16 protein-coding genes are annotated in these 21,354 nt (G+C 71.5%); 6 read left to right on the top strand and 10 right to left on the bottom strand.

Features of this window, described 5'->3' with window-relative positions:
* Positions 1-21: 21 nt before the first annotated feature.
* From mnmA to V5F49_RS07465, 3 genes are all read right to left on the bottom strand, one after another.
* Positions 22-1,194 carry a tRNA 2-thiouridine(34) synthase MnmA gene (gene mnmA / locus V5F49_RS07475; RefSeq protein ID WP_394117979.1) on the bottom strand — a complete coding sequence of 391 codons (1,173 nt, stop codon included), beginning with the start codon at positions 1,192-1,194 and terminating at the stop codon, positions 22-24.
* A 130-nt stretch (positions 1,195-1,324) separates the two neighbouring features.
* On the bottom strand, positions 1,325-1,744 hold the full coding sequence (locus V5F49_RS07470) for a VOC family protein (RefSeq protein ID WP_394117980.1): 420 nt from the start codon (positions 1,742-1,744) through the stop codon (positions 1,325-1,327).
* 69 nt (positions 1,745-1,813) lie between these two features.
* Positions 1,814-4,618 (bottom strand): [protein-PII] uridylyltransferase, encoded by a 2,805-nt coding sequence (locus V5F49_RS07465; protein ID WP_394117981.1) that lies wholly within the window; start codon positions 4,616-4,618, stop codon positions 1,814-1,816.
* 1,224 nt (positions 4,619-5,842) lie between these two features.
* Between V5F49_RS07465 and V5F49_RS07460 the strand changes: the two genes are divergently transcribed.
* The 3 genes from V5F49_RS07460 (at position 5,843) to yihA (ending at position 9,347) form a co-directional block, all read left to right on the top strand.
* A complete protein-coding gene (locus V5F49_RS07460) occupies positions 5,843-6,085 on the top strand; it encodes a hypothetical protein (protein ID WP_394117982.1) in 243 nt (80 codons plus the stop codon).
* 333 nt (positions 6,086-6,418) lie between these two features.
* The gene (locus V5F49_RS07455; protein WP_394117983.1) at positions 6,419-8,620 is read left to right on the top strand and encodes a transglycosylase domain-containing protein; all 2,202 of its coding nucleotides are present in this window, start codon (positions 6,419-6,421) and stop codon (positions 8,618-8,620) included.
* 67 nt (positions 8,621-8,687) lie between these two features.
* Entirely contained in the window at positions 8,688-9,347 is a 660-nt protein-coding gene (gene yihA / locus V5F49_RS07450) for a ribosome biogenesis GTP-binding protein YihA/YsxC (RefSeq protein ID WP_394117984.1), read from the top strand.
* 4 nt (positions 9,348-9,351) lie between these two features.
* On the opposite strand, the gene V5F49_RS07445 is transcribed toward yihA, so the two are convergent.
* From V5F49_RS07445 to V5F49_RS07430, 4 genes are all read right to left on the bottom strand, one after another.
* Entirely contained in the window at positions 9,352-10,020 is a 669-nt protein-coding gene (locus V5F49_RS07445) for an adenosylcobinamide amidohydrolase (RefSeq protein WP_394117985.1), read from the bottom strand.
* 112 nt (positions 10,021-10,132) lie between these two features.
* On the bottom strand, positions 10,133-11,029 hold the full coding sequence (mmsB, locus tag V5F49_RS07440; RefSeq protein WP_394117986.1) for a 3-hydroxyisobutyrate dehydrogenase: 897 nt from the start codon (positions 11,027-11,029) through the stop codon (positions 10,133-10,135).
* A 212-nt stretch (positions 11,030-11,241) separates the two neighbouring features.
* Positions 11,242-12,384, bottom strand: coding sequence for an isobutyryl-CoA dehydrogenase (locus V5F49_RS07435; protein WP_394117987.1), 1,143 nt, complete (start codon positions 12,382-12,384; stop codon positions 11,242-11,244).
* Positions 12,385-12,496: 112 nt separating this feature from the next.
* Positions 12,497-13,993, bottom strand: coding sequence for a CoA-acylating methylmalonate-semialdehyde dehydrogenase (locus tag V5F49_RS07430; RefSeq protein ID WP_394117988.1), 1,497 nt, complete (start codon positions 13,991-13,993; stop codon positions 12,497-12,499).
* Positions 13,994-14,140: 147 nt separating this feature from the next.
* Between V5F49_RS07430 and V5F49_RS07425 the strand changes: the two genes are divergently transcribed.
* Entirely contained in the window at positions 14,141-15,061 is a 921-nt protein-coding gene (locus V5F49_RS07425; RefSeq protein WP_394117989.1) for a LysR family transcriptional regulator, read from the top strand.
* 9 nt (positions 15,062-15,070) lie between these two features.
* Here V5F49_RS07425 and V5F49_RS07420 read toward each other — a convergent pair whose 3' ends face one another.
* Positions 15,071-15,601: an RICIN domain-containing protein gene (locus V5F49_RS07420; RefSeq protein ID WP_394117990.1), complete on the bottom strand. Its 531-nt coding sequence runs from the start codon at positions 15,599-15,601 to the stop codon at positions 15,071-15,073.
* 240 nt (positions 15,602-15,841) lie between these two features.
* On the opposite strand from V5F49_RS07420, the gene rpmB reads away from it, so the two are divergent.
* Entirely contained in the window at positions 15,842-16,144 is a 303-nt protein-coding gene (rpmB, locus tag V5F49_RS07415) for a 50S ribosomal protein L28 (protein ID WP_394117991.1), read from the top strand.
* Positions 16,145-16,310: 166 nt separating this feature from the next.
* Here the strand turns inward: rpmB and V5F49_RS07410 are convergent, their stop codons facing one another.
* Both V5F49_RS07410 and dapE read right to left on the bottom strand, forming a co-directional pair.
* Positions 16,311-17,084, bottom strand: a complete 774-nt coding sequence (locus V5F49_RS07410) for an alpha/beta hydrolase (protein WP_394117992.1) — start codon at positions 17,082-17,084, stop codon at positions 16,311-16,313.
* A gap of 16 nt (positions 17,085-17,100) precedes the next feature.
* Positions 17,101-18,309 (bottom strand): succinyl-diaminopimelate desuccinylase, encoded by a 1,209-nt coding sequence (gene dapE / locus V5F49_RS07405; protein WP_394117993.1) that lies wholly within the window; start codon positions 18,307-18,309, stop codon positions 17,101-17,103.
* A gap of 604 nt (positions 18,310-18,913) precedes the next feature.
* Between dapE and V5F49_RS07400 the strand changes: the two genes are divergently transcribed.
* Positions 18,914-21,307 (top strand): DUF3772 domain-containing protein, encoded by a 2,394-nt coding sequence (locus V5F49_RS07400; protein ID WP_394117994.1) that lies wholly within the window; start codon positions 18,914-18,916, stop codon positions 21,305-21,307.
* Positions 21,308-21,354: the final 47 nt, after the last annotated feature.

Here is a 21,354-nt window from a genome sequence, read left to right as displayed (position 1 = left end):
GCCAGCCGGCCGGCCACTTCCTCAGGCGACGGCGGCGACGCTGCCGGCCACGCCCTCGGCCTTCACGATCGTCCCGCCCCCGAGGAGGCGGGCGCCCGGGCCCGGGCCATCGTAGAACACGCAAGCCTGTCCCGGCGCAACGCCTTCCTCGCCTTCAGCGAGCAGGACCGCCGGGCTCCCGTCCGCCGCGCGGCCGAGATGGGCCGGCACGGGGGGACGGGTGGAGCGCACCTTCACGCTCACCTCCGCCTCGCGGGCGAGCGCGTCGGCGAAGGGGATATCCCCCAGCCAGTTCACGTCCTCCAGCACGATCGCGCGCACCGCCAGCGCCGCGCGCGGGCCGACGCGGACCTCGCGCCGGGCGGCGTCGATGGAGATGACGTAGAGCGGCTCGGGCGTGGCGATGCCGAGGCCCTTCCTCTGGCCGATGGTGTAATGCATGACGCCGCGATGGCGGCCCAGCACGCGGCCGTCCAGATGCACGATGTCGCCCGGCTCGCCGGCTTCCGGCCGCAGGCGGCGCACCACCTCGGCATAATCGCCGCCGGGCACGAAGCAGATGTCCTGGCTGTCGGGCTTGTCCGCCACCGGCAGGCCGAGCTCGGCCGCGAGCGCCCGCACGTCCGCCTTGCGCATCTCGCCGAGCGGAAAGCGCAGGCGCGCCAGCTGGGCGTCGGTGGTGGCGTAAAGGAAATAGGACTGGTCCCGCGCCTCCTCGGCGGCGCGGTAGAGCGCGCGGCGGCCGCCGGGCAAGGCGCGGCTCGCCACATAATGGCCGGTGGCGAGCACGTCCGCGCCCAGCTCCCCGGCGGTGGCGAGGAGGTCGCGGAACTTCACCGTGCGGTTGCAGTCCACGCAGGGAATGGGGGTGACGCCGGCCGCATAGCTGGCGGCGAAGCGGTCGATCACCTCTTCCCGGAACCGGCTCTCGTAGTCGAGCACGTAATGGGGAATGCCGAGGGTGCGCGCCACCTCGCTGGCGTCGTAGATGTCCTGCCCCGCGCAGCAGGCGCCGCGCCGGTGGGCGGCCTCGCCATGGTCGTAGAGCTGGAGGGTGACGCCCACCACGTCGTATCCGGCGCGGGCGAGCAGGCCGGCGACGACCGAGGAATCCACCCCGCCCGACATGGCCACCACCACGCGCGTCGTGGCGGGATCGCCGGCGATGTCGATGGGGGGGAGGGGCAGGTGCATCTGTGCTCTTCGGTCTCGTCCCGGGGCGGGGCGCCGGCTCAATATAGGGGGGCGGGCCCGGCGTGCAATTCGTTCCGCTTCGCGGAATGCCTCCTTCTGGGCCGGGAGCGGGGCGAAAGCGGGGCGGCGCTCAGGGCAGGTTGAGCTGCCAGGAGACGCCGAAACGGTCGTTGACCCAGGCGAACTTGCGGCTGAAGCCATAGGCCCCCGGCGGCATCATCACCCCGCCGCCGTCCGCGAGCGCCGCGCACAGCCGGTCCAGCTCCTCCTCCGCCGTGCAGGTGACGAACAGGGAGAAGGAGGGGGTGAAGGTGAAGGCGTGGGGCATGGGGCTGTCGAAGATCATCAGGCTCTGCCCGCCCACCGTGAGCCGCGCCGTCTTCAGCCCGCCCGCGGGGCCCTGCTCGTCCTCCGCGTAGCACACCACGTCGGTGACGGCGCCATCGGGAAACAGGCCGGCATAGAAGCCGACCGCCTCCTCCGCGCGGCCCTGGAACATGAGGAAGGGCGTGACGCTGGCGCCGGCCTTCGGGGAAACCTCACGCGCCATGGTCCTCTCCCTCAGATGGGGCCTCTCCCTCAGGTCCGGTCCCGCGCCGCCCGCGCTCCGGCCGGCGCCTCACCCGCGCGCGGCGCGGCGGGCGGGCTCCTCGTCCTCCACCGGCCCCTCGAACACCGAGACCAGCGCCCGCCGGATGGCCGACTGGCGCGCCGCGCCGGTGATCTTCGCGCCCATCAGGTCGGTGACGTAGAACACGTCCACCGCCCGCTCGCCGAAGGTCGCCACATGGGCCGAGGCGATGTTCAGGTTCAGCCGCGACAGGGTGTTGGTGAGGGCGAACAGGAGGCCCGGACGGTCGAGGCCGGACACTTCCACCACCGTGTGGCGGTTGGACCAGGAATTGTTGACCGTCACCTCCGGCTCCACCGTGAAGGTGCGGCGGCCCTTGGGCAGCTTCTTGGCCATCACCTCCGGCAGGCGGACCTCGCCGGTGAGCGCCTGCTCCACCGCATCGCGGATGCGGCCGGCGCGGCGCAATTCGTCCTCGTCATGGTCGAAGGCGCGGCGCAGCGCGATGGTGTCGAGCGCAAGGCCGTCGGTGGTGGTGGAGATGTGCGCGTCCACGATGTTCGCGCCCGCCGCCGCGCAGGCCCCGGCGATGATGGACAGGAGCTTGGGATGATCCGGCGCTAGCACGGTCAGCGTGGTGATGCCGCGCCCCGGCTCCAGTGCCGCATGGGTGGCGATGGCGCGGCCGTCGGTCTCCGCCTCGTCGATGAAGCGGGCGTGGCGCAGCTTGGTCTCCAGGTCCACGCGCAGCCAGTAGGGCGGATAGTGGCGTGCCACATAGGCCGCCACCTTCGCGTCCGACCAGTCCGACAGGGCGGCGCGGAACTGGCTCTGGGCGGCATTGACGCGCTTGCCGCGGTCCACCTCGGAGAAGCCGCCCGTGAGCACCGGCTCGGTCTCGTAATAGAGCGTCTTCAGCAGCTGCGCCTTCCAGCCGTTCCAGGTGCCGGGCCCCACCGCGCGGATGTCGGCGGTGGTGAGGATGGTGAGCAGCTTCATGCGCTCGAGGTTCTGCACCACGGCGGCGAAGTTCTCGATGGTCTTGCGGTCGGACAGGTCGCGCGACTGGGCGACGGTCGACATGACCAAGTGCTGCTCCACCAGCCAGGCCACCGTCTCGGTCTCCACGGGAGAGAGGCCGAGCCTGGGGCACAGCCGCCGGGCGATCCGCGCGCCGGCCACCGAATGGTCCTCCGGCCGGCCCTTGGCGATGTCGTGCAGCAGGAGCGCCACATAGAGCAGGTTGCGGTTCTTCACCGTGGCCATCAGCTCGTTGGCGAGCCCGTTCTCCGGGTTCACCTTGCGCTCGATCTCCGAGAGGATGCCGATGCAGCGCAGCAGGTGCTCGTCCACCGTATAGTGGTGGTACATGTTGAACTGCATCATGGCGACGACCTTGCCGAACTCCGGCAGGAAGCGCCCCAGCACGCCGGCCTCGTTCATCCGCCGCAGCACCGTCTCGGGCGCGTTCTTGGAGGTCACGATCTCCAGGAACAGGCGGCTCGCCTCGGCATTCTCGCGCAGGCCGGCGTCGATCAGCGGCAGCGAGCGCGCGGCGAGGCGCATGGCGTCCGGATGGAGCGCGAGGTTGCGCTTGTCGGCCACGTGGAAGATGCGGATGAGATTGACCGGGTCACGCCGGAAGGCGTCCTCGTCCGCCACGTTCAGGCGGTCGTGGTCGAGGATGAAGTCCGGATAGTCCTTCAGGGTGATGCGGCGGGAGCCGGCGCGGAAGCGCTCCACCATGCCCTTGAGGCCGGGCACCGGCTTCTCGTGGCGCTCCTCCAGCGCGGCGGAGAGGATGGCGGTGAGGTCGCCCACGTCCTTCGCCACGAGGAAATAATGCTTCATGAAGCGTTCCACGTCGCGCTGGCCGGGATGCTCGGTGTAGCCGAGCCGCTGGGCCATCTCCCGCTGCACGTCGAACGACAGGCGGTCCTCGGCGCGGCCGGTGAGGAAGTGCAGGTGGCACCGCACCGACCACAGGAAATCCTCGCACCGCGTGAAGAGGCGCGCCTCCTCGCGGGTGAAGACGCCCTTCGCCACCAATTGGCCGGTGGTCTGCACGCGGTAGACGTACTTGGCGATCCAGAACAGGGTGTGCAGGTCGCGCAGGCCGCCCTTGCTCTCCTTGACGTTGGGTTCCACCAGATAGCGCGACTGGCCGGAGCGGCGCAGGCGCTCCTCGCGCTCGGCCATCTTGGCGGCCACGAACTCTGCACCCGTGCCCTCCACCACCTCGGCGTCGAACCGCTTCTCCAGGTCCTCGAACAGGGCCTTGTCGCCGACGATGAAGCGCGCCTCCAGGATGGAGGTGCGGATGGTGAAGTCGGCCCGCGCCTGCCGCAGGCATTCCTCCACCGAGCGGGTGGCGTGGCCCACCTTCAGCCCGAGATCCCAGAGGATGTAGAGCATCGCCTCGGCCACGCTCTCGCCCCAGGCGGTCTGCTTGTAGGGGAGGAGGAACAGGATGTCGGTATCGGACCCCGGCGCCATCATGCCCCGGCCGTAGCCGCCCACGGCCGCCACCGCCATGCGCTCGGAGCGCGAGGGGTTGTCCATGGGGTAGAGGAAGGTGGTGGCCACCTCGTGGGCGGAGGCGATCACCGCATCCTGCAGGGCGGAGAGGCGCATGGCGCAGCAGCGCCCGCAGCCGTCCTCGCGCAGGAGACGCTCGGCCTCGGCGCGGCTGGCGTGCATGGCCTTCTTCAGATGGGCCACCACGGCGTTGCGCAAATCCAGCTCGCGGCCCTTGTGGGCGGCGGCGATGTCGCGGATCTCGGCCCTCAGCTTCTGGCCCACGAAGGGTTCGCCGATGACGCGGTTGGCTTTGGCGGGACGGGGATTGGACATGCTCGGCGATCTTGCTCGGCGATCTTCTTCGCGATCTTGGGCGGCGACGGTTTCAACGAGGCCAGTCGTTCTCTTTACCGCAATCCCGCGACGGCCGCGAGCGGTGCGCGCGCCCGTCCGCGCCGGAGCCCGGCGGGCGGCGACCGGCTCGCGCCCCGGGGGCTCGGGCATGGCTTCCGAATGGCTTGGCAGCCGGGCCCGGTCTGCCGGTCTGAGCCGGGCATGGGCGGCGAACCACTCCCATGCTACCGCCAAAGCGCCGCGATCGACCGGTAGATGTCATCTCCCCCAAGCGGCGGCATCCTGCGCCAGACTGGAGGCGGCGCTTGCCTTGCGGTCTTTCCGATGGGTTAGCTGGGCAGGCGGGGCTGTGACGGACGGGTCTCACGCTCCAGACGGGCGAAAGGCGGCGCGATCACGCGCGCGACAGGCGGAGGGAAGGGCATGAGGCGCGCGAACCGGAGCACGGCGGCAGGGCTCGTCGCGGTCCTGTGCCTTGCGATGCCCGGCGCGGCGGATGTCCGCGCCGCCATGCCCGGGCAGGCGGCATCGCCCCTCGGGGCCGGGAGCATGTCGCCGCGTCCGAGCGTCCGGCCCGCGCCGCGCCCCTCGACCCGCCCGGTGACGCGTCCCGTCACCCGCCCGCCATCTGCCGGCTCCACCCGGCCCGTCACCCGTCCCCCCGCGATCCAGCCGCGTGCCGTGTCACCCTCGACGCCGCGCGTAGGCCCCTCTGTGCCGGAGCCGTCCAGCCGGCCGCTTCCCGGAACCGCCGGCACATCCCCCGCGCTCGCCAGCCCGCCACCCGGTGCTCCAGCCGGGCCGCGCCCCATCTATCGCCCGCCGGGATCGCCGCGACCGGCGGGAACCTTCCCCGGTGCCGGAGGGACTGCCACGGAGGGAACCGCGCCGCCTTCTCCGACCATCCCGGCGACGGGACCGGCGGCCGGTGCGGCGAGCCGCTTGCCGGGCGCGCCACTGCCGGGCGGCGGGCCAGCCAGTGGGGAAGCGGCCCCGTCCGGTCTGGTGAGGCCGCTTTCCCCCACCCCGCCCGCGACGGGCTCCGGCGTGGCCGCCCCCCTGCCGGCAGCGCCCCCGCCGGCGGGAGGATCGCCGCCCGTCCCGGGCGTTGCCGTGGTCCCCGCGCCCGGAACTGGCGGGGCCGCAGCAGGAGAGGCGCTCCCGCCTGCCGCCGGGAAGCCGGCCGGAACGCCGGCGCCGGTCATGCTGCCGCGGCCGCTTCCCCCGGCCGATCCCACGCCCATCATGCCGCCCCTGCCGCCGGCGCGATCGGAACCGCCGCCGATCATCCTGCCCGCGCCGCCCGGCGGGCCGGCCGGGGCGGCGCTCGGCTTCATGCCGGGCGGGCTCGCGGTGCCCATCGTCGGCCCGGCGCCGGGGCCGGGCATGTGCTGGTTCTACACGACCCCCGCCCGCAACATCGGCTTCTGGTCCAAGTGCCCTTGAGAGCCCATGTGCGCAGCTGACCCCCGCGCGCCCTGAAGCCGCCCTCCAACGGGAAAGGGTCGGCGCCCGCGCTCTGCCGGCGCAGCGCAGCGGGCGGCCCGTCGGGCGCTGCGCCAGGAGCGCCAGCCGGCGCGGTCCTCACGCGCGCGCCCCGCGGTCCGCTCCTCGCCCGCCGCCCCATTGTCCGCCGGCTGCCGGCCGATCCTTAACCGGTCCTTATCGCCCCGGCCTTACCGTCGGGCAGGAGGCCGGCGCTGCTCTTCCGCCCCATTTTGGTGCTGGAAGGAGCGGCGCCCGGCTTATCCGGAGGCGGGCGCAGCGACGGGACATTCCATGACGGCACGCGGACGAGGCGAGGGAACAAGGCGCGAGCCGCTGCTGGAGCGGCCCGAATCCCTGTTCGACGTCCGTCTCGACCCGCGCGACCGCTCGGGCGGCGCCCCGCCGCCGGTCGAGCCGCCGCGCCGCGCCCGTCGTGCCGCGCCTCCGCCCCCGCCGCCTGCCGAGCCCACCCGTCGCGCCGCGCCGCCCCCGAAGCCGCGCAAGCCGCGCCGCCGCCGGGGCTCGCTCGTGTTCGGCCTGGTGAAATGGGGCCTCATTCTCGGCGTGTGGGCGCTGATCGCGGTGGCGGGCGTCGTGGCCTATGAGGCCTCCAAGCTGCCTCCCATGCAGACGCTGATGATCCCCAAGCGTCCGCCCACCGTCACCGTGGTGGCGACCGACGGCAAGCGACTGGCGACGCGCGGCGACATGGGCGGCGTGGCGGTGCCGATCGGCGAGCTGCCGCCCTATCTGCCGAAGGCGTTCGTCGCCATCGAGGACCAGCGCTTCTTTTCCCATTTCGGTCTCGATCCGGAAGGCCTCGCCCGCGCCTTCGTCACCAACCTCACCTCGCGCCGACTGCGGCAGGGCGGCTCCACGCTGACCCAGCAGCTGGCCAAGAACCTGTTCCTGACCCAGGAGCGCACCGCCTCCCGCAAGATCCAGGAGCTGGTGCTCGCCCTGTGGCTGGAGCACAAGTTCACCAAGAGCGAGATCCTCGACCTCTATCTCAACCGCGTCTATTTCGGCGCCGGCGCCTATGGCGTGGAGGCGGCCGCCCAGCGCTATTTCGGCAAGTCCGCCCGTCAGGTGACTTTGGCGGAGGCGGCCATGCTGGCCGGCCTCGTCAACTCGCCCTCGCGCCTTGCCCCCACCCGCAACCTGAAGGGCGCGCAGGCGCGCGCGGCGCTGGTGCTCGCGGCCATGCGCCAGCAGGGGCTGATCTCTCAGGACATGGCGAGCACCGCGCTTGCCCGCCCGGCCCAGCTCTCGCGCGCAGGCATGCCCGATTCGTCCGGCTACGTGGCCGACTGGGTGATGGACCAGCTGGATTCGTTCGTCGGCGAATTGCCCGGCGACGTCACCGTCCGCACCACCGTGGACCCGGCGCTGCAGCAGGCGGGAGAGCGGGCGCTCGAGGAGGCGCTGGCCAAGTCCGGCGCGAAATATGGCGTGGGGCAGGGCGCGCTGGTGGCGCTCGACGCGGACGGGGCGGTGCGCGCCCTCATCGGCGGGCGCTCCTATGCGGAGAGCCAGTACAACCGCGCGGTCACGGCCCGCCGGCAGCCCGGCTCGGCCTTCAAGCCCTTCATCTATCTCACCGCCATCGAGCACGGCCTGACCCCGGACAGCGTGCGCGACGACGCGCCCATCCAGCTGAAGGGCTGGCGGCCGGAGAATTCCACCCACGAATATCGCGGCCCGGTGACGCTGACGCAGGCCCTCGCTTTGTCGCTGAACACGGTGTCGGTGCGGCTCGCGCTGGAGTTCGGGCCGAAAGCGGTGGTGGCGACGGCGCAGCGGCTCGGCATCACCTCGCCGCTCGATCCCAACCCCTCCATCGCCCTCGGCACCTCGGAAGTCTCGGTGCTGGAGCTGGCCTCGGCCTACGTGCCGTTCGCCAACGGCGGCATCGGCGTCATTCCACACGTGGTGGACGAGGTGCGCGGGGCTGACGGCAAGGTGCTGTACCAGCGCGCCATTTCCGGCCCGGGCCGGGTGATCGCGCCGGAATATGTGGCCATGATGAACCACATGATGACCGAAACGCTGGCTTCCGGCACCGCCCGCCGCGCCGACCTGCCGGGCTGGGAGGCGGCGGGCAAGACCGGCACCTCGCAGGATTACCGCGACGCCTGGTTCGTGGGCTACACTGCGCGTTATGTCACCGCGGTGTGGCTCGGCAACGATGACAGCTCCCCCACCAAGAAGGCGTCCGGCGCCAACCTGCCGGTGGAGATCTGGAGCCGCTTCATGAAGGACGCGCACCGCGGCGTGCCGGTGGCCGAGCTGCCGGGCGGGCTGCGCTCCTACGGCTTCGGCGGCGCGGGCTATGGCCAGCCGGGCGGCACCTATCTGCCGCCGGAAAGCCTGCCGGACGACCGGCCGCCGGCGGTGGTGGGCGCGGTGCCGGCCGCGCCGCCCGCCCAGGAGCCGCCCATGACGCTCGACCGCTGGTTCGTGGAGACCTTCCTCGGCGGCGGGCGGCGCTGAGGCGACCGGGGCGGGCCGGCACGATCGCATATTGCGCCCGCGCCGCGCTTCCCGGATAACCCGAGCCATGACTGAGACCCCTTCCGCGCCCGACGCGCCCGATCCCTACATCGAGCCCGGCCGCCTGCTGTTCGCGGGCGACTGGCAGTTCGTGGCCGCCGCCCCCACGGTGGAGGTGCTGCCGCCCATGCAGGGGCTGGAGATCGCGCTGGCGGGGCGCTCCAACGTGGGCAAGTCCTCCCTCGTCAACGCGCTCACCGGCCGCAAGGCGCTGGCGCGGACCTCGGTGACGCCCGGCCGCACGCAGGAGCTCATCTTCTTCCGGGTGGGGCCGCAACTGTCTTTGGTGGACATGCCCGGCTACGGCTTCGCCAAGGCGCCGAAGGAGAAGGTGGACGCCTGGACGCGCACCATCAAGGCGTACCTGCGCGGCCGGGTGAACCTTGCCCGCGTGTTCGTGCTGATCGACAGCCGCCATGGCATCAAGCCGGTGGACGAGGAGATCCTCGACCTGCTGGACAAGGCGGCGGTGTCCTACGCCATCATCCTCACCAAGACCGATCAGGTGAAGCCCAGCGCGCTGCCGTCCGTCATCGCCGGTGTGGAAGACAAGATCCGCCGGCGTCCCGCGGCCTATCCGATCGTGTTTCCCACCTCCAGCGAGACCGGCGCCGGCTTCCCCGAGCTGCGGGCGGCGGTGGCACGGCTGATCGACGAGCAGGGCTGAGGCCTCACGCCTCCTGCCCGTAGTCCGCCCGCCACGCGCGGATGGCGGCGCGGGTGGCGCCGAGCACGGCGTCGCCCACCGCCTCGCCGAGCGCGGTGTGCATGCCGGCGTATGGCGTCGGGGCCGGCCCCAGCGGCGCGCAGACGACGATGCAGTCGGTGCCCGTGCCGGTCACGATCTCCCGCCGCCCCGGCCGGCGATAGGCCGCCTCCATCAGCGCCACGGTGCGCGCCTGGGTGACGATGGAGGCCGCCTCCAGCAGCGCGCCGTCGGTCACCGGCACGGAGAGGGCGCACAGGATGTTGATGGTGCCCGCGTTCAGCGGATGCAGGTGCGCACCGACCCGCTCGCCCACGTGCTCGCCATTGTTGAGGCCGAGCGTGACGAGGCAATCCGCGCCGAGGCCCTCCACCACCCGCACCGCGCGCTCGTGGCGGGCGACGTTGCGGGCGGTCATCATGCCCACCGCATCGGCGAGGCCGCGGGCCGAGAGCTTCTCGTGGAACCAGCGCTCCGGATCGTCCACCGCGCACAATTCGGCGTTGCCCACCTCCAGCCACGCAACGGCGGCGGCATCCACGAAGCCCGGCCGCGCCAGCGACCAGCTGACCATGCGCTGCATCTGCGGGAAGCGGGCGACCAGCCACGGCCGCTCGCAGGTGGTGTGGAACACGGGCCAGCCTTGTCGCGAGGGGAGATGAGCCCCTCAGACCAGCTTGGCCGGCTCAGGTCAACCCGGAGCGAACCCGGCCCGCAGCGGACCGGGCTGGCGGCGTGACGCGCGCTCAGGTCTCGTCGCGGGTGCGGATCCACTCGACGATGCCGGAGAAGTCCTTGCCCTCGTTCCCCTCGGCGGCAAACGCCGTGTAAAGCGCGGTCGCCGCCGCGCCGATGGCGGTGGAGGCGCCGGCGGTCTCGGCCGCATCCTGCGAGAGCTTGAGGTCCTTCAGCATCAGCGCGGCGGCAAAGCCGGGCTGATAGCCGCGGTTGGCCGGGCTGGTGGGCACCGGGCCGGGCACCGGGCAATAGGTGGTGAGCGACCAGCACTGGCCGGAGGAGGTGGAGGCGACGTCGTAGAGCGCCTGATGCGAGAGGCCGAGCTTCTCGCCCAGCACGAACGCCTCGGAGACGGCGATCATGGAGATGCCGAGGATCATGTTGTTGCAGATCTTCGCCGCCTGCCCGGCGCCGGCGCCGCCGCAATGGACGATCTTCTTGCCCATCAGCTCCAGCAGGGGCTTCGCCGCGCCGAATGCCTCATCCGTGCCGCCCACCATGAAGGTGAGGGTGCCGGCCTCCGCGCCGCCGACGCCGCCGGAGACGGGGGCGTCCACGCTGGCATGGCCGGCCGCCTTGGCCGCCTCGTGGAAGGCGCGGGCGGAGGCGACGTCGATGGTGGACGAATCGATGAACAGCGTGCCCGGCTTGGCGGCGGCGAACAGGCCCTCCGCGCCGGTGGTGGCGCCCACCACGTGCTTGCCCGAGGGCAGCATGGTGACGACCGCATCCACCGCGGCCACGGCCGCCCTGGCGCTGTCCGCGATGGCGATGCCCTTGGCCTTCGCCGCCTCCAGCGCTGCGGGCACGAGGTCGAAGCCGACGACGGCGTGGCCGGCCTTCACGAGATTGACGGCCATGGGCCCGCCCATGTTGCCGAGGCCGATGAATGCGATGGTGGCCATGATGGTTCCTCCCGGATGCGATGGCGTCCCTCGCCGGTGCGGGGAGGGACGAAGCAAAGAGGGGAGGGGGTGACCCGGCGCGCCGGCAGCGATCCGCCGGGGCGACATTCCCCCTCGCCCGATCCCCCTCCGTCGCTGCTGCCGGCCTCGGCCGCGACCCTCCCCGAAGCCGGCGCCAGCCGCGTTCGGGCAGGAGAGGGGGACAGCGCCCGTCAGTTCCCCTGCGCGATGAGGGCGCGGGAGACGATGAGGCGCATGATCTCGTTGGTGCCCTCGAGGATCTGGTGGACGCGCAGGTCCCGCACGATCTTCTCGATGCCGTAGTCGGCGAGATAGCCGTAGCCGCCGTGCAACTGCAGGGCGTCGTTGGCCACCTCGAAGCCGCGGTCGGTGGCGACGCGCTTGGCCATGGCGCACAGCTTTGTGGCGTCGGGCGTCTTGGCGTCGAGCGCGGCTGCGGCGCGCCACAGGAAGGTGCGCGCGGCCTCCAGCTCGATGGCCATGTCGGCGAGGCGGAACTGCAGCGCCTGGAACTCGTCCAGCCGCTTTCCGAACGCCTTGCGCTCGCGCATGTAGGAGAGCGACTTCTCCAGCGCCGCCTGCGCGCCGCCGAGCGAGCAGGCGCCGATGTTCAGGCGTCCCCCGTCAAGGCCGGCCATGGCGATCCTGAAGCCTTCGCCCTCCGCGCCCAGCCGGTTCTTCACCGGCACGCGCACGCCCTCCATGATGACCGAGCGCGTGGGCTGCACGTTCCAGCCCATCTTCTTCTCGTTGGCGCCGAAGGAGAGGCCGGGGGTGCCGGCCTCGATCACCAGCGTGGAGATGCCCTTCGGCCCCTCGCCGCCGGTGCGGACCATGACGACGTAGATGTCGGAGGTGCCGGCGCCGGAGATGAACTGCTTCTGCCCGTCCACGATGTAGTGGTCGCCGTCGCGCACCGCCTTGGTCTTCAGCGCCGCCGCATCCGATCCGGCGCCCGGCTCGGTCAGGCAGTAGGAGGCGAAGTGCTCCATGGCGACGAGGCGGGGCACCCATTTGCGGCGCTGGGCGTCGTCGCCGAAGCGGTCGATCATCCAGGTGGCCATGTTGTGGATGGACAGATAGGCCGAGGTGCCGGGGCAGCCGGTGGCGAGCTGCTCGAAGATGAGCGCCGCGTCGAGGCGCGAGAGGCCCGAGCCGCCCACGTCCTCCTTCACATAGATGCCGCCCATGCCGAGCGCCGCGGCGGCGCGCAGGGTGTCGACCGGGAAATGCTTCTTCTCGTCCCACTCCACGGCATAGGGCGCGATTTGCTCGTTGGCGAAATCGCGCGCCATGTCGCGGATGGCGATCTGGTCCTCGTTCAGCGTGAACATGGGGGATGCCTTCGTGCGCGCCACGGTTCGCCCGCCGGGGGTGGTCGCCACGGCGGGCATGCCAGACGAAAACCGCCCCGCCGCCTGAGGCGCGGGGCGGCCGTCGCGGGCCTCAGCCCATGGTCGGGATCACGAAGTCCGCGCCGTCCTTGATGCCCGAGGGCCAGCGGGAGGTGACGGTCTTGGTCTTGGTGTAGAAGCGCACGCCGTCCGGGCCGTGCTGGTTCAGGTCACCGAAGCCGGACCGCTTCCAGCCGCCGAAGGTGTGGTAGGCGAGCGGCACCGGGATCGGCACGTTGATGCCCACCATGCCCACCTGCACCTTGGAGGCGAAGTCGCGGGCCGCGTCGCCGTCGCGGGTGTAGATGGCGACGCCGTTGCCATACTCGTGCTCGGTGGGAAGGCGCAGGGCCTCCTTGTAGTCCGGCGCGCGCACCACGGAGAGGACGGGTCCGAAGATCTCCTCCTTGTAGATGCGCATGTCGGCGGTCACGTTGTCGAACAGGCAGCCGCCCATGTAGAAGCCGTTCTCATAGCCCTGGAGCTTGAAGCCGCGGCCGTCCACGAGGAGCTTGGCGCCTTCCTGGACGCCGATGTCCACATAGTTGCGCACCCGCTCCAGCGCCTCGCGGGTGACGAGGGGGCCGAAATCGGCGGTGACGTCGGTGGAGGGGCCGATCTTCAGGCTCTCGACCCGCGGCACCAGCTTCTCCAGCAGGCGCTCGGCGGCTTCCTCGCCCACCGGCACCGCCACCGAGATGGCCATGCAGCGCTCGCCCGCCGAGCCGTAGCCGGCGCCGATGAGGGCATCGACCGCCTGGTCCATGTCCGCGTCGGGCATGATGATCATGTGGTTCTTGGCGCCGCCGAAGCCCTGCACGCGCTTGCCGTTGGCGCAGCCGCGCCCGTAGATGTACTGGGCGATGGAGGACGAGCCGACGAAGCCGATCGCCTGGATGTCCGGGTGGTCGAGGATGGCGTCCACCGCCACCTTGTCACCGTTCACCACGTTGAGGATGCCCGGGGGCAGGCCGGCCTCGAGCATCAGCGCGGCGAGGTGCATCGGCACGCCGGGATCGCGCTCGGACGGCTTCAGGATGAAGGCGTTGCCGCAGGCGATGGCCGGGCCGAACTTCCACATGGGAATCATGGCCGGGAAGTTGAACGGCGTGATGCCGGCCACCACGCCCAGGGGCTGGCGCATGGAATAGATGTCGATGCCCGGGCCGGCGCCGTCGGTGAACTCGCCCTTCATGAGGTGCGGGATGCCGACGGCGAACTCGATCACCTCGACGCCGCGCTGGATGTCGCCCTTGGCGTCCGGCACCGTCTTGCCGTGCTCGCGGGCGAGCAGGTCGGCGAGCAGGTCGTAGTCGCGCTGCACCAGCTCCAGGAACTTCATCAGCACGCGGGCGCGGCGCTGCGGGTTGGTCGCGGCCCAGGCCGGCTGGGCGGCCTTGGCGTTGGCGATGGCGGCGGCCATCTCCTCGTTGGAGGCGAGCGCCACCTGGGCCACCACCTCGCCGGTCATGGGCTGGTAGACGTCCGCCGTGCGGCCGGACGTGCCGGGCACGTGCTTGCCGCCAATGAAATGGCCAATCTCGCGCATGATGCGTGTTCCCTTGCGGTGCGTTTCCAAAGCGTCCGGCGCCGTGGAGGCGCCGTTTGATTGGCCGGCACATTGCCGTATCTTTTTATGCACGGCCACGGCTATCTTCGCACCATCCATGTGCGTCAATTCACATGAGGGGAGGCCATGCGGGCAGGGGATTTCGAGTGGTCGGACTTGAGGTTCTTCCTCGCCGTGGCGCGCGCCGGCCGTCTCACGGTGGCGGCGGCGCGGCTGAAGGTGGAGCATTCCACGGTCAGCCGCCGCCTCGCCGCGCTGGAGGCCTCGCTGGGCGCCAAGCTGTTCGACCGGCGACCCCACGGCTATGGCCTCACGGCGGCGGGGGAGCGGCTGCTGGCCGCCGCCGAGGGCATGGAGACGCTGGCGCTGGCGGCGCAGGGGGAGATCGGCGGGGCGGACCTCGGCGTCGCGGGAACCGTGCGCATCGGCGCGCCCGACGGCTTCGGCACCTTCTTCCTCGCCCCGCGCATCGCTGCGCTGGCCGACCTGCACCCGGAGCTGGACATCCAGCTCCTCGCCATGCCGCGCCTGTTCTCCCTCTCCAAGCGCGAGGCGGACATTGCCATCTCGCTGTCGCGGCCGAAGGAGGGGCGGCTTCATGCCCGCAAGCTGGCGGACTACCGGCTCGGCCTCTATGCCGCCCGCGCCTATCTGGAGCACACGGGGCCCATCGAGAGCCGGGCCGCGCTCGCGCGCCATCCCTTCATCGGCTACGTGGACGACCTGATCTACGCCCCGGAGCTCGACTACGTGCCGCTGGTGGCCAAGGACATCAGGGTGCGGCTGAAGAGCTCCAGCCTCGTCGCCCAGCTCACCGCCACGCAGGCCGGGGCGGGCGTGTGCGTCCTGCCCTGCTTCATGGCGGACCGCTTCCGCGGCCCGGGGCCGGACGGGCTGGTGCCGGTGCTGCCTTCCGAGGTGGGGCTGACGCGGGCCTTCTGGCTGCTCACCCATACCGACACGCGCGATCTCGCGCGCATCCGCGTGGCGGCGGAATTCATCGCCGGTGTGGTCCAGAAGGGCCGCGCCGTGCTGATGCCGGGGTGAGGAGCGGCGCTACTTCACGCGCCAATACTGATCGGACGGACCTCCGGCGACCTCGCACGTCGCCAGCTGGAGGCGGGCGCCATTGGCGGAACCCGGGTTGCCGACGACATCGATGCAGTTACCGGACAGCTTGTGGCGGATCAGTCCCTCCGGGGTCAGCTGCCACTGCTGGTCGGTCTGCGAGCCGTTGGGGTTCTTACCTGACAGCTCGCACTCATAAAGGATGAGCGGCGTGCCGGCCTTGACGCCCGGGGCACCGGGCACGTCAATGCACTTGCCGGAGAGCGTGTTGCGGATGAAACCCTGCGGCAGGAACTCCCACCTCTGGTCGGTCTGCGAGCCGTTGGGGTTCTTGCCGGAGAATTCGCAGGCATACAGGATCAGCGGCGCGCCGTTCTTGACGCCGGGCGCGCCCGATACGTCGATGCACTTGCCCGACAGCTCATTGACGATGAACTTGCCCTGGGCGCTTGCCTCGCCCGTGGACAGGAACAGCGCGGCGGACAGTACGGCGGCGCTCAGCCCGATTCCGGTCTTCATGGCTTCCCCCCATGCCAGTGTTTTTTTCCGGCCCGATGCCGCGTTCCCCCACGCGAAGCTTGGCCGCACGACCCGCTTCCCTTAGCAAGGTTCGCGCGGGGCCGATATACCCCGCGCACCTTGACGGGCACCGGCTCTCCCCCTATAGGAGCCGCTTCCCGATAGAGCGGGTGAGTGCACGAGGGTCGTCTGGCCCCGGCGGCGTTCCCCGCGCCATACGAAGAAAAAAGGACTTTCGCCATGTCCCGGCGGTGTGATCTGACCGGCAAGGGGGTTCTGACGGGCCACCTCGTGAGCCACTCGAACCGCAAGACCAAGCGCCGGTTCCTGCCGAACCTGTGCGCCGTCACGCTGGAGAGCGAGACCCTGAAGCGCTCCGTGCGCCTGCGCATCAGCGCCAACGCGCTGAAGAGCGTGGACCACCGCGGTGGCCTCGACGCCTTCCTGAAGAAGGCCCGTGACGAGGAGCTGTCCCCCCTCGCGCTCGAGCTGAAGCGCCAGATCGCCAAGGCCAACAAGGCCGAGGCTGCTCCGGCCGCCTGAGCCGCGCTCAAGGTTCGTGACGAGATTCGCCCGCGGGTGGCAACGCCCGCGGGTTTTCGTCGTCTGTGGGCAGGCCAAGGGATTGCCGGGCCTGTCGGCAGCTCCCGGCAGATCTGACTCTCCGCGCCCGCCCGCCGCGCCATCGGCACGGCGGTGGCGTCCGGACTCAGGCGAGGTGGATCACCGCGTCGATGAGCCGGTCGAGATCCTCGGGGCGGGACAGGCGGTGGTCGCCGTCCTTGATGAGGGTGAACACCACGTCGTCCTCGGCGAGGCAGCTGACGAGGCGCATGGCGTGCTCCCACGGCACGTCCTCGTCCCGCGCCCCCTGCAGGATGCGCACCGGGCAGCCCACCGAGAAGGGCGCGCCGAGCAGCAGGTGCCGCCGTCCGTCCTCGATCAGCGCGCGGGTGATGACATAGGGGTCCTCGCCGTACAGCGTCGGCTTGAGGAAGCGCCCCGTGGTCTCGATCAGCTCGCGCACCGGCGGGGGGAAACGCTCCCACATCAGGGTTTCGGTGAAGTCCGGGGCCGGGGCGATGAGGATCAGGCCCTTCAGCCGCCGCGGCCCGCCCGCCGCCTCCCGTGCCGCGAGGAGGCGCGCCAGCAGCAGCGCCATCCATCCGCCCATGGACGAGCCGATCACCACCTGCTCGCCGGCGGTCGCCGCGTCGAACACCGCCACCGCCTCCTCCAGCCAGCGCGAGATGGTGCCGTCCTCGAACGCGCCGCCGGAGATGCCGTGGCCGGAATAGTCGAATCGCACGTTGGCGCGGCCGTTGGCGGCGGCCCACTGGGCGAGGCGCTCGGCCTTGGTGCCGGTCATGTCCGACTTGAAGCCGCCGAGCCAGAACAGGCCCGGCGCCGCCCCCGGCAGGGTGCGCACGGCGATGTCGCGGCCGCCCACGTCGAGGCGGGTCAGCACTTCGGTCTCGGTCATGGAAGGTGTTCCGGGCTCACGCGAAGGTGGCGAAGTAGCGGTCGATGATGCGGTCGTAGATGCGCGTCAGCGCCTCGATGTCGGCGAGCGGGGTCGCCTCGTCCACCTTGTGCATGGTCTGGCCGACCAGGCCGAACTCCACCACCGGGCAGATGTCCTTGATGAAGCGCGCATCGGAGGTCCCGCCCGAGGTGGAGGGCTCGGGCCGGCGGCCGGTCTCCGCCTCCACCGCATCGGCCACCAGCTCGGTGAACGGGCCGGGCGCGGTGAGGAAGCTCTGGCTGGCGCCGGCCTGGAAATCGAGGCTGTAGGGCTCGCCGGCCGAATCGAGGCGGCCGGTGATCTCCGCCTTCAGGGTCTCCAGCGTGTGGCGGTCGTTGAAGCGCACGTTGAAGCGCGCTGTGGCCTCGGCGGGGATCAGGTTGAACACCGGGTTGCCCACGTCCACCGACACCACTTCCAGATTCGACGGCGGGAAGAAGTCGGAACCGGCGTCGAGTGGGGCGGCGTCGAGGGCCGCGAGAAGCCGGATCAGCCGGGGCACGGGATTGTCGGCGAGGTGGGGATAGGCCACATGCCCCTGCAGGCCGCGCACGGTGATGACGCCGTTGAGGCTGCCGCGCCGGCCCACCTTGAAGGCGTCGCCCAGCGCGGCCGGATTGGTGGGCTCGCCGAGCACGCAATGGTCGATGCGCTCGCCGTTCGCCTTCAGCCACTCCACCACCTTCACCGTGCCGTCGAGGGCGGGGCCCTCCTCGTCGCCGGTGATCAGGAAGGAGAGGCTGCCCTTGGCCGGCCGTCCGGCCTTGAGTGCGGCCGCGAGGAAGGCCGCCACCGCGCCCTTCATGTCCACCGCGCCGCGCCCGTAGAGCTTGCCGTCGACGATCTCGCCGGAGAAGGGGGCGTGGGTCCAGTGGGCGGGATCGCCCTCCGGCACCACGTCCACATGCCCGGCGAAGCACAGGTTGGGGCTGGCGTCGCCGAGGCGGGCGTACAGGTTGGGAATGGGCACGCCGCCGCTCTCGAAGGTGAGGCGCTCCACCCGATAGCCCGCCGCCTCCAGCTTCTGCGCCACCAGATCCAGGGCGCCGCCGGAATCGGGGGTGACCGACGGGGCGCGGATCAGCTCGGCCGCGAGCGCCACCGGATCGGTCCCCGACACGGCGGGGACGGCCCCGGCGGACTTGAGCGTGGCTTGGGGCTTGACGGGAACGGCGCCGGTCATCAGGAAAAGCCTCTCTCTTCCGGCAGCGGGGCCGGGGGAACCGAATTAGCGGCAAACGCGTCCGCCTTTCCAGCGGTTTTCACGCATGCGCGGCCCGGGGTGGTCCAATCGCCGGCCGCCTTTTCCCGGCCATCTGCCACGAGGATGCCGCCTTCGGGCGACAGGAACGCCGCCGCGGAGGTTCGAAATGCACGTGATGAAGTCCGCGGCCGCTCTGGTCGCGCTCCTGTTGACTGTTGTGCCGCTGGCCGGGGCCGATGCCCAGCCGGCCCAGATCCAGCATCAGGGGCAGCATCAGGGCCAGATCCGGCCGGCGCCGTCGGAAGGCAATGCGGCGGCCGGCATTCCCGAGGCGCCCGCGCCGCTGCCCGCCACGGTGCCCGCCGCCTCGCCGCCCGCTGCTCCTGCGCCCGCTGCTTCTGCGCCTGCCGCGCCGCCCGCGGCCGCTGCTTCCCGCCCGGCCGCGCCCGCGCCCGCGGCAGCTCCGGCTCACCCGGCGGCTGCCGCCCCTGCCGCCCCTGCCGCTGCCACAGCCGCTCCTGCTGCAGCTCCTGCCGCCGCTGCAACGGCTCCGGCAGCGCCCGCGCCTGCGGCCCCCGCGCCCGTGGCCCCCGCGCCCGTGGCCGTGCCGGTCGCGCCCGCTCCGCCCGATCCCGCCGTCGTGGCCGCCCGCGAGAAGATGGAGGCCGCCCGCGCCACCCTCGATGCGCTCGACGCGGCGCTGGCGCTGGAAGGGCTGCGTCCCAACGATCTCGACGACCTGCGCCAGCGCCTCGATCCCGCCCGCCGCGACCTCGTGGGCGTGAGCGACCAGATCTCGCCCCGCGTCAGCGACGCCGAGACCCGGCTGAACGCGCTCGGCAAGCCGACCGAAGGCGTGGCCGAGGATCCGGCCGTGGTCGCCGATCGCGAGCGCCTGCAGAAGGTCAATGCGGAGCTCGGCGCCGTGCTCAAGCAGAGCCGGGCCCTGCTGCTGCGGGCCGATCAGGTCTCTGACCGCATCAGCACCCGCCGCCGCGCCCTGTTCACCAGCCAGCTGTTCGAGCGCTCGGATTCGATCCTCGATCCCGATTTGTGGACCAACGCTGTCTCCTCGGTGACCTCCGAGGCGCGGGCGATCCGCTTCTTCGCCAACGACTGGACGGCCTTCGCGCTGCGCCGGCAGGGCCCGCTCGCGCTGATGGGCATCCTTTTGGGCGCCACCGCCATCGTGGTGGCCGTGGTGGCCGGCGGGCGCCTGCTCCGCCGCCGCCTGCGCACCCGCCCGCCCGAGCCGGGGGTGAGCCTGACCCGCCTGCGCGCTGCCCGCGAGGCGCTCAAGGTGGTGATGCTCAACGCCACCGTCGCGCCCCTCGCCACCATCGCCGCGCTGGCGTTCATCGGTGGCTTCGAGGTGGTGCCGCCGCGTGCGGTCGACCTTCTGCACGGGCTGACGGTGGCGGTGTTCATCAAGGCCATCGGCAATGCCGTCGGCCGCGCGCTGCTGGCTCCCGACGAGCCGTGGCGACGGCTGCCGCCCCTGTCCGATGCGGCCGCGAGCCTCGCCTTCCGCTATTTCTCGTTCGCGGTGTGGACGCTCGCCATCGCCGCCTTCCTCAATGCCCTGCACCGCGTGCTGTTCGCCCCGGTGGGCCTGACGGTGGTGACCAGCGCGCTGATGGCGCTGCTGATCGCCGGCTTCATCGCCCGCTTCCTGGTGGGGATGGTCCGCTCCGACGAGGGCACCGGCGAGGCCGCCGAGGGGGCCGCGCCCACCCAGGAGCTGGTGGCTCCGGCGGAGGGCCGGCAGTGGCTGCGCCTCGTGGTGTGGATCGCCGTGGTGATGCTGATCGGCGCGCTGGTGGCCGGCTATGTGAGCTTCGCCGCCTTCGTCGCCGCCCGCATGGTGGTGGCCGCCGCCGTGCTCGGCTGCCTCTACATCCTGTACGCGCTGATCGATTCCTTCTTCGGCGAGGGTCTCGGCGCCGAGACCCACCGCGCCCAGCGGATCTCCAAGGCGCTGGGCCTGAAGGCGGCCCGCCTCGAGCTCATCGGCGTCCTGCTCTCCGGCCTCCTGAAGGTGCTGCTGTTCGTGGTGGCCGCCTTCCTCATCGTCGGCAGCTGGGGCACCTCCACCGCCGACGTGATGGACACGGTGGAGCGCGTCTCCTTCGGCGTGCGCATCGGCTCGGCCACCATCACCCTGTGGAGCGTGCTCTACGCGGTGCTGCTGCTGCTGGTGAGCCTGGTGCTGGCGCGCGCGTTCCAGCGCTGGGTCTCCACCGCGCTGCTGCCGCGCTCGGGGCTGGAGCCGTCGCTGCAGTCGTCCATCAGCACCATCGTCGGCTATGCCGGCACCATCATCGCCATCATGATCGCCATGAGCGAGATCGGCCTCAACCTGGAGAACGTGGCCCTGGTGGCCGGCGCGCTCTCGGTCGGTATCGGTCTCGGCCTGCAGGGCATCGTGTCGAATTTCGTGTCCGGCCTCATCCTGCTGGCGGAGCGGCCGGTGCGCGTGGGCGACACCATCAACGTGAAGGGGGAGGAAGGCTACGTGCGGCGCATCTCGGTGCGCTCCACCGAGATCGAGACCTTCGAGCGCGCCACGGTGATCGTGCCCAACTCCGACCTGATCACCGGCATGGTGAAGAACTGGACGCACTCCAACACCACCGGCCGCATCATCGTGCAGGTTTCCGTCTCCTACGACTGCGACCCGGAGGAAGTGCGTGACCTGCTCGTCTCCTGCGCCTGCGACCATCCGCAGGTGCTGCAGACGCCGCCGCCGCGGGTGTTCCTCACCAAGTTCGCCGATGCCGGCATGGCGTTCGAGCTGCGCTGCGTGGTGGCGAACGTGGATTATGCGCTGACGGTGAAGAGCGATCTGCATTTCCAGGTGCTGGCGCGCTTCCGCAAGGCGGGCATCGGCATGGCGATCCAGCCGTGGGCCTCGCTCAGCCGCGCGCCCACCGACATGGTGCCGCCGCCGCCCACGCCCCCCGATCCGTTGCAGTGATGCGCCCGGGGCGTCCGGCCGACCCGCCGGGCGCCCCGCTAACGGTT

The organism is Xanthobacter lutulentifluminis, assembly GCF_043194675.2.
Taxonomy (GTDB): domain Bacteria; phylum Pseudomonadota; class Alphaproteobacteria; order Rhizobiales; family Xanthobacteraceae; genus Xanthobacter.
The sequence above is the reverse complement of the archived record's forward strand: the minus strand, read 5'-3'. Positions and strand labels throughout refer to the sequence as shown.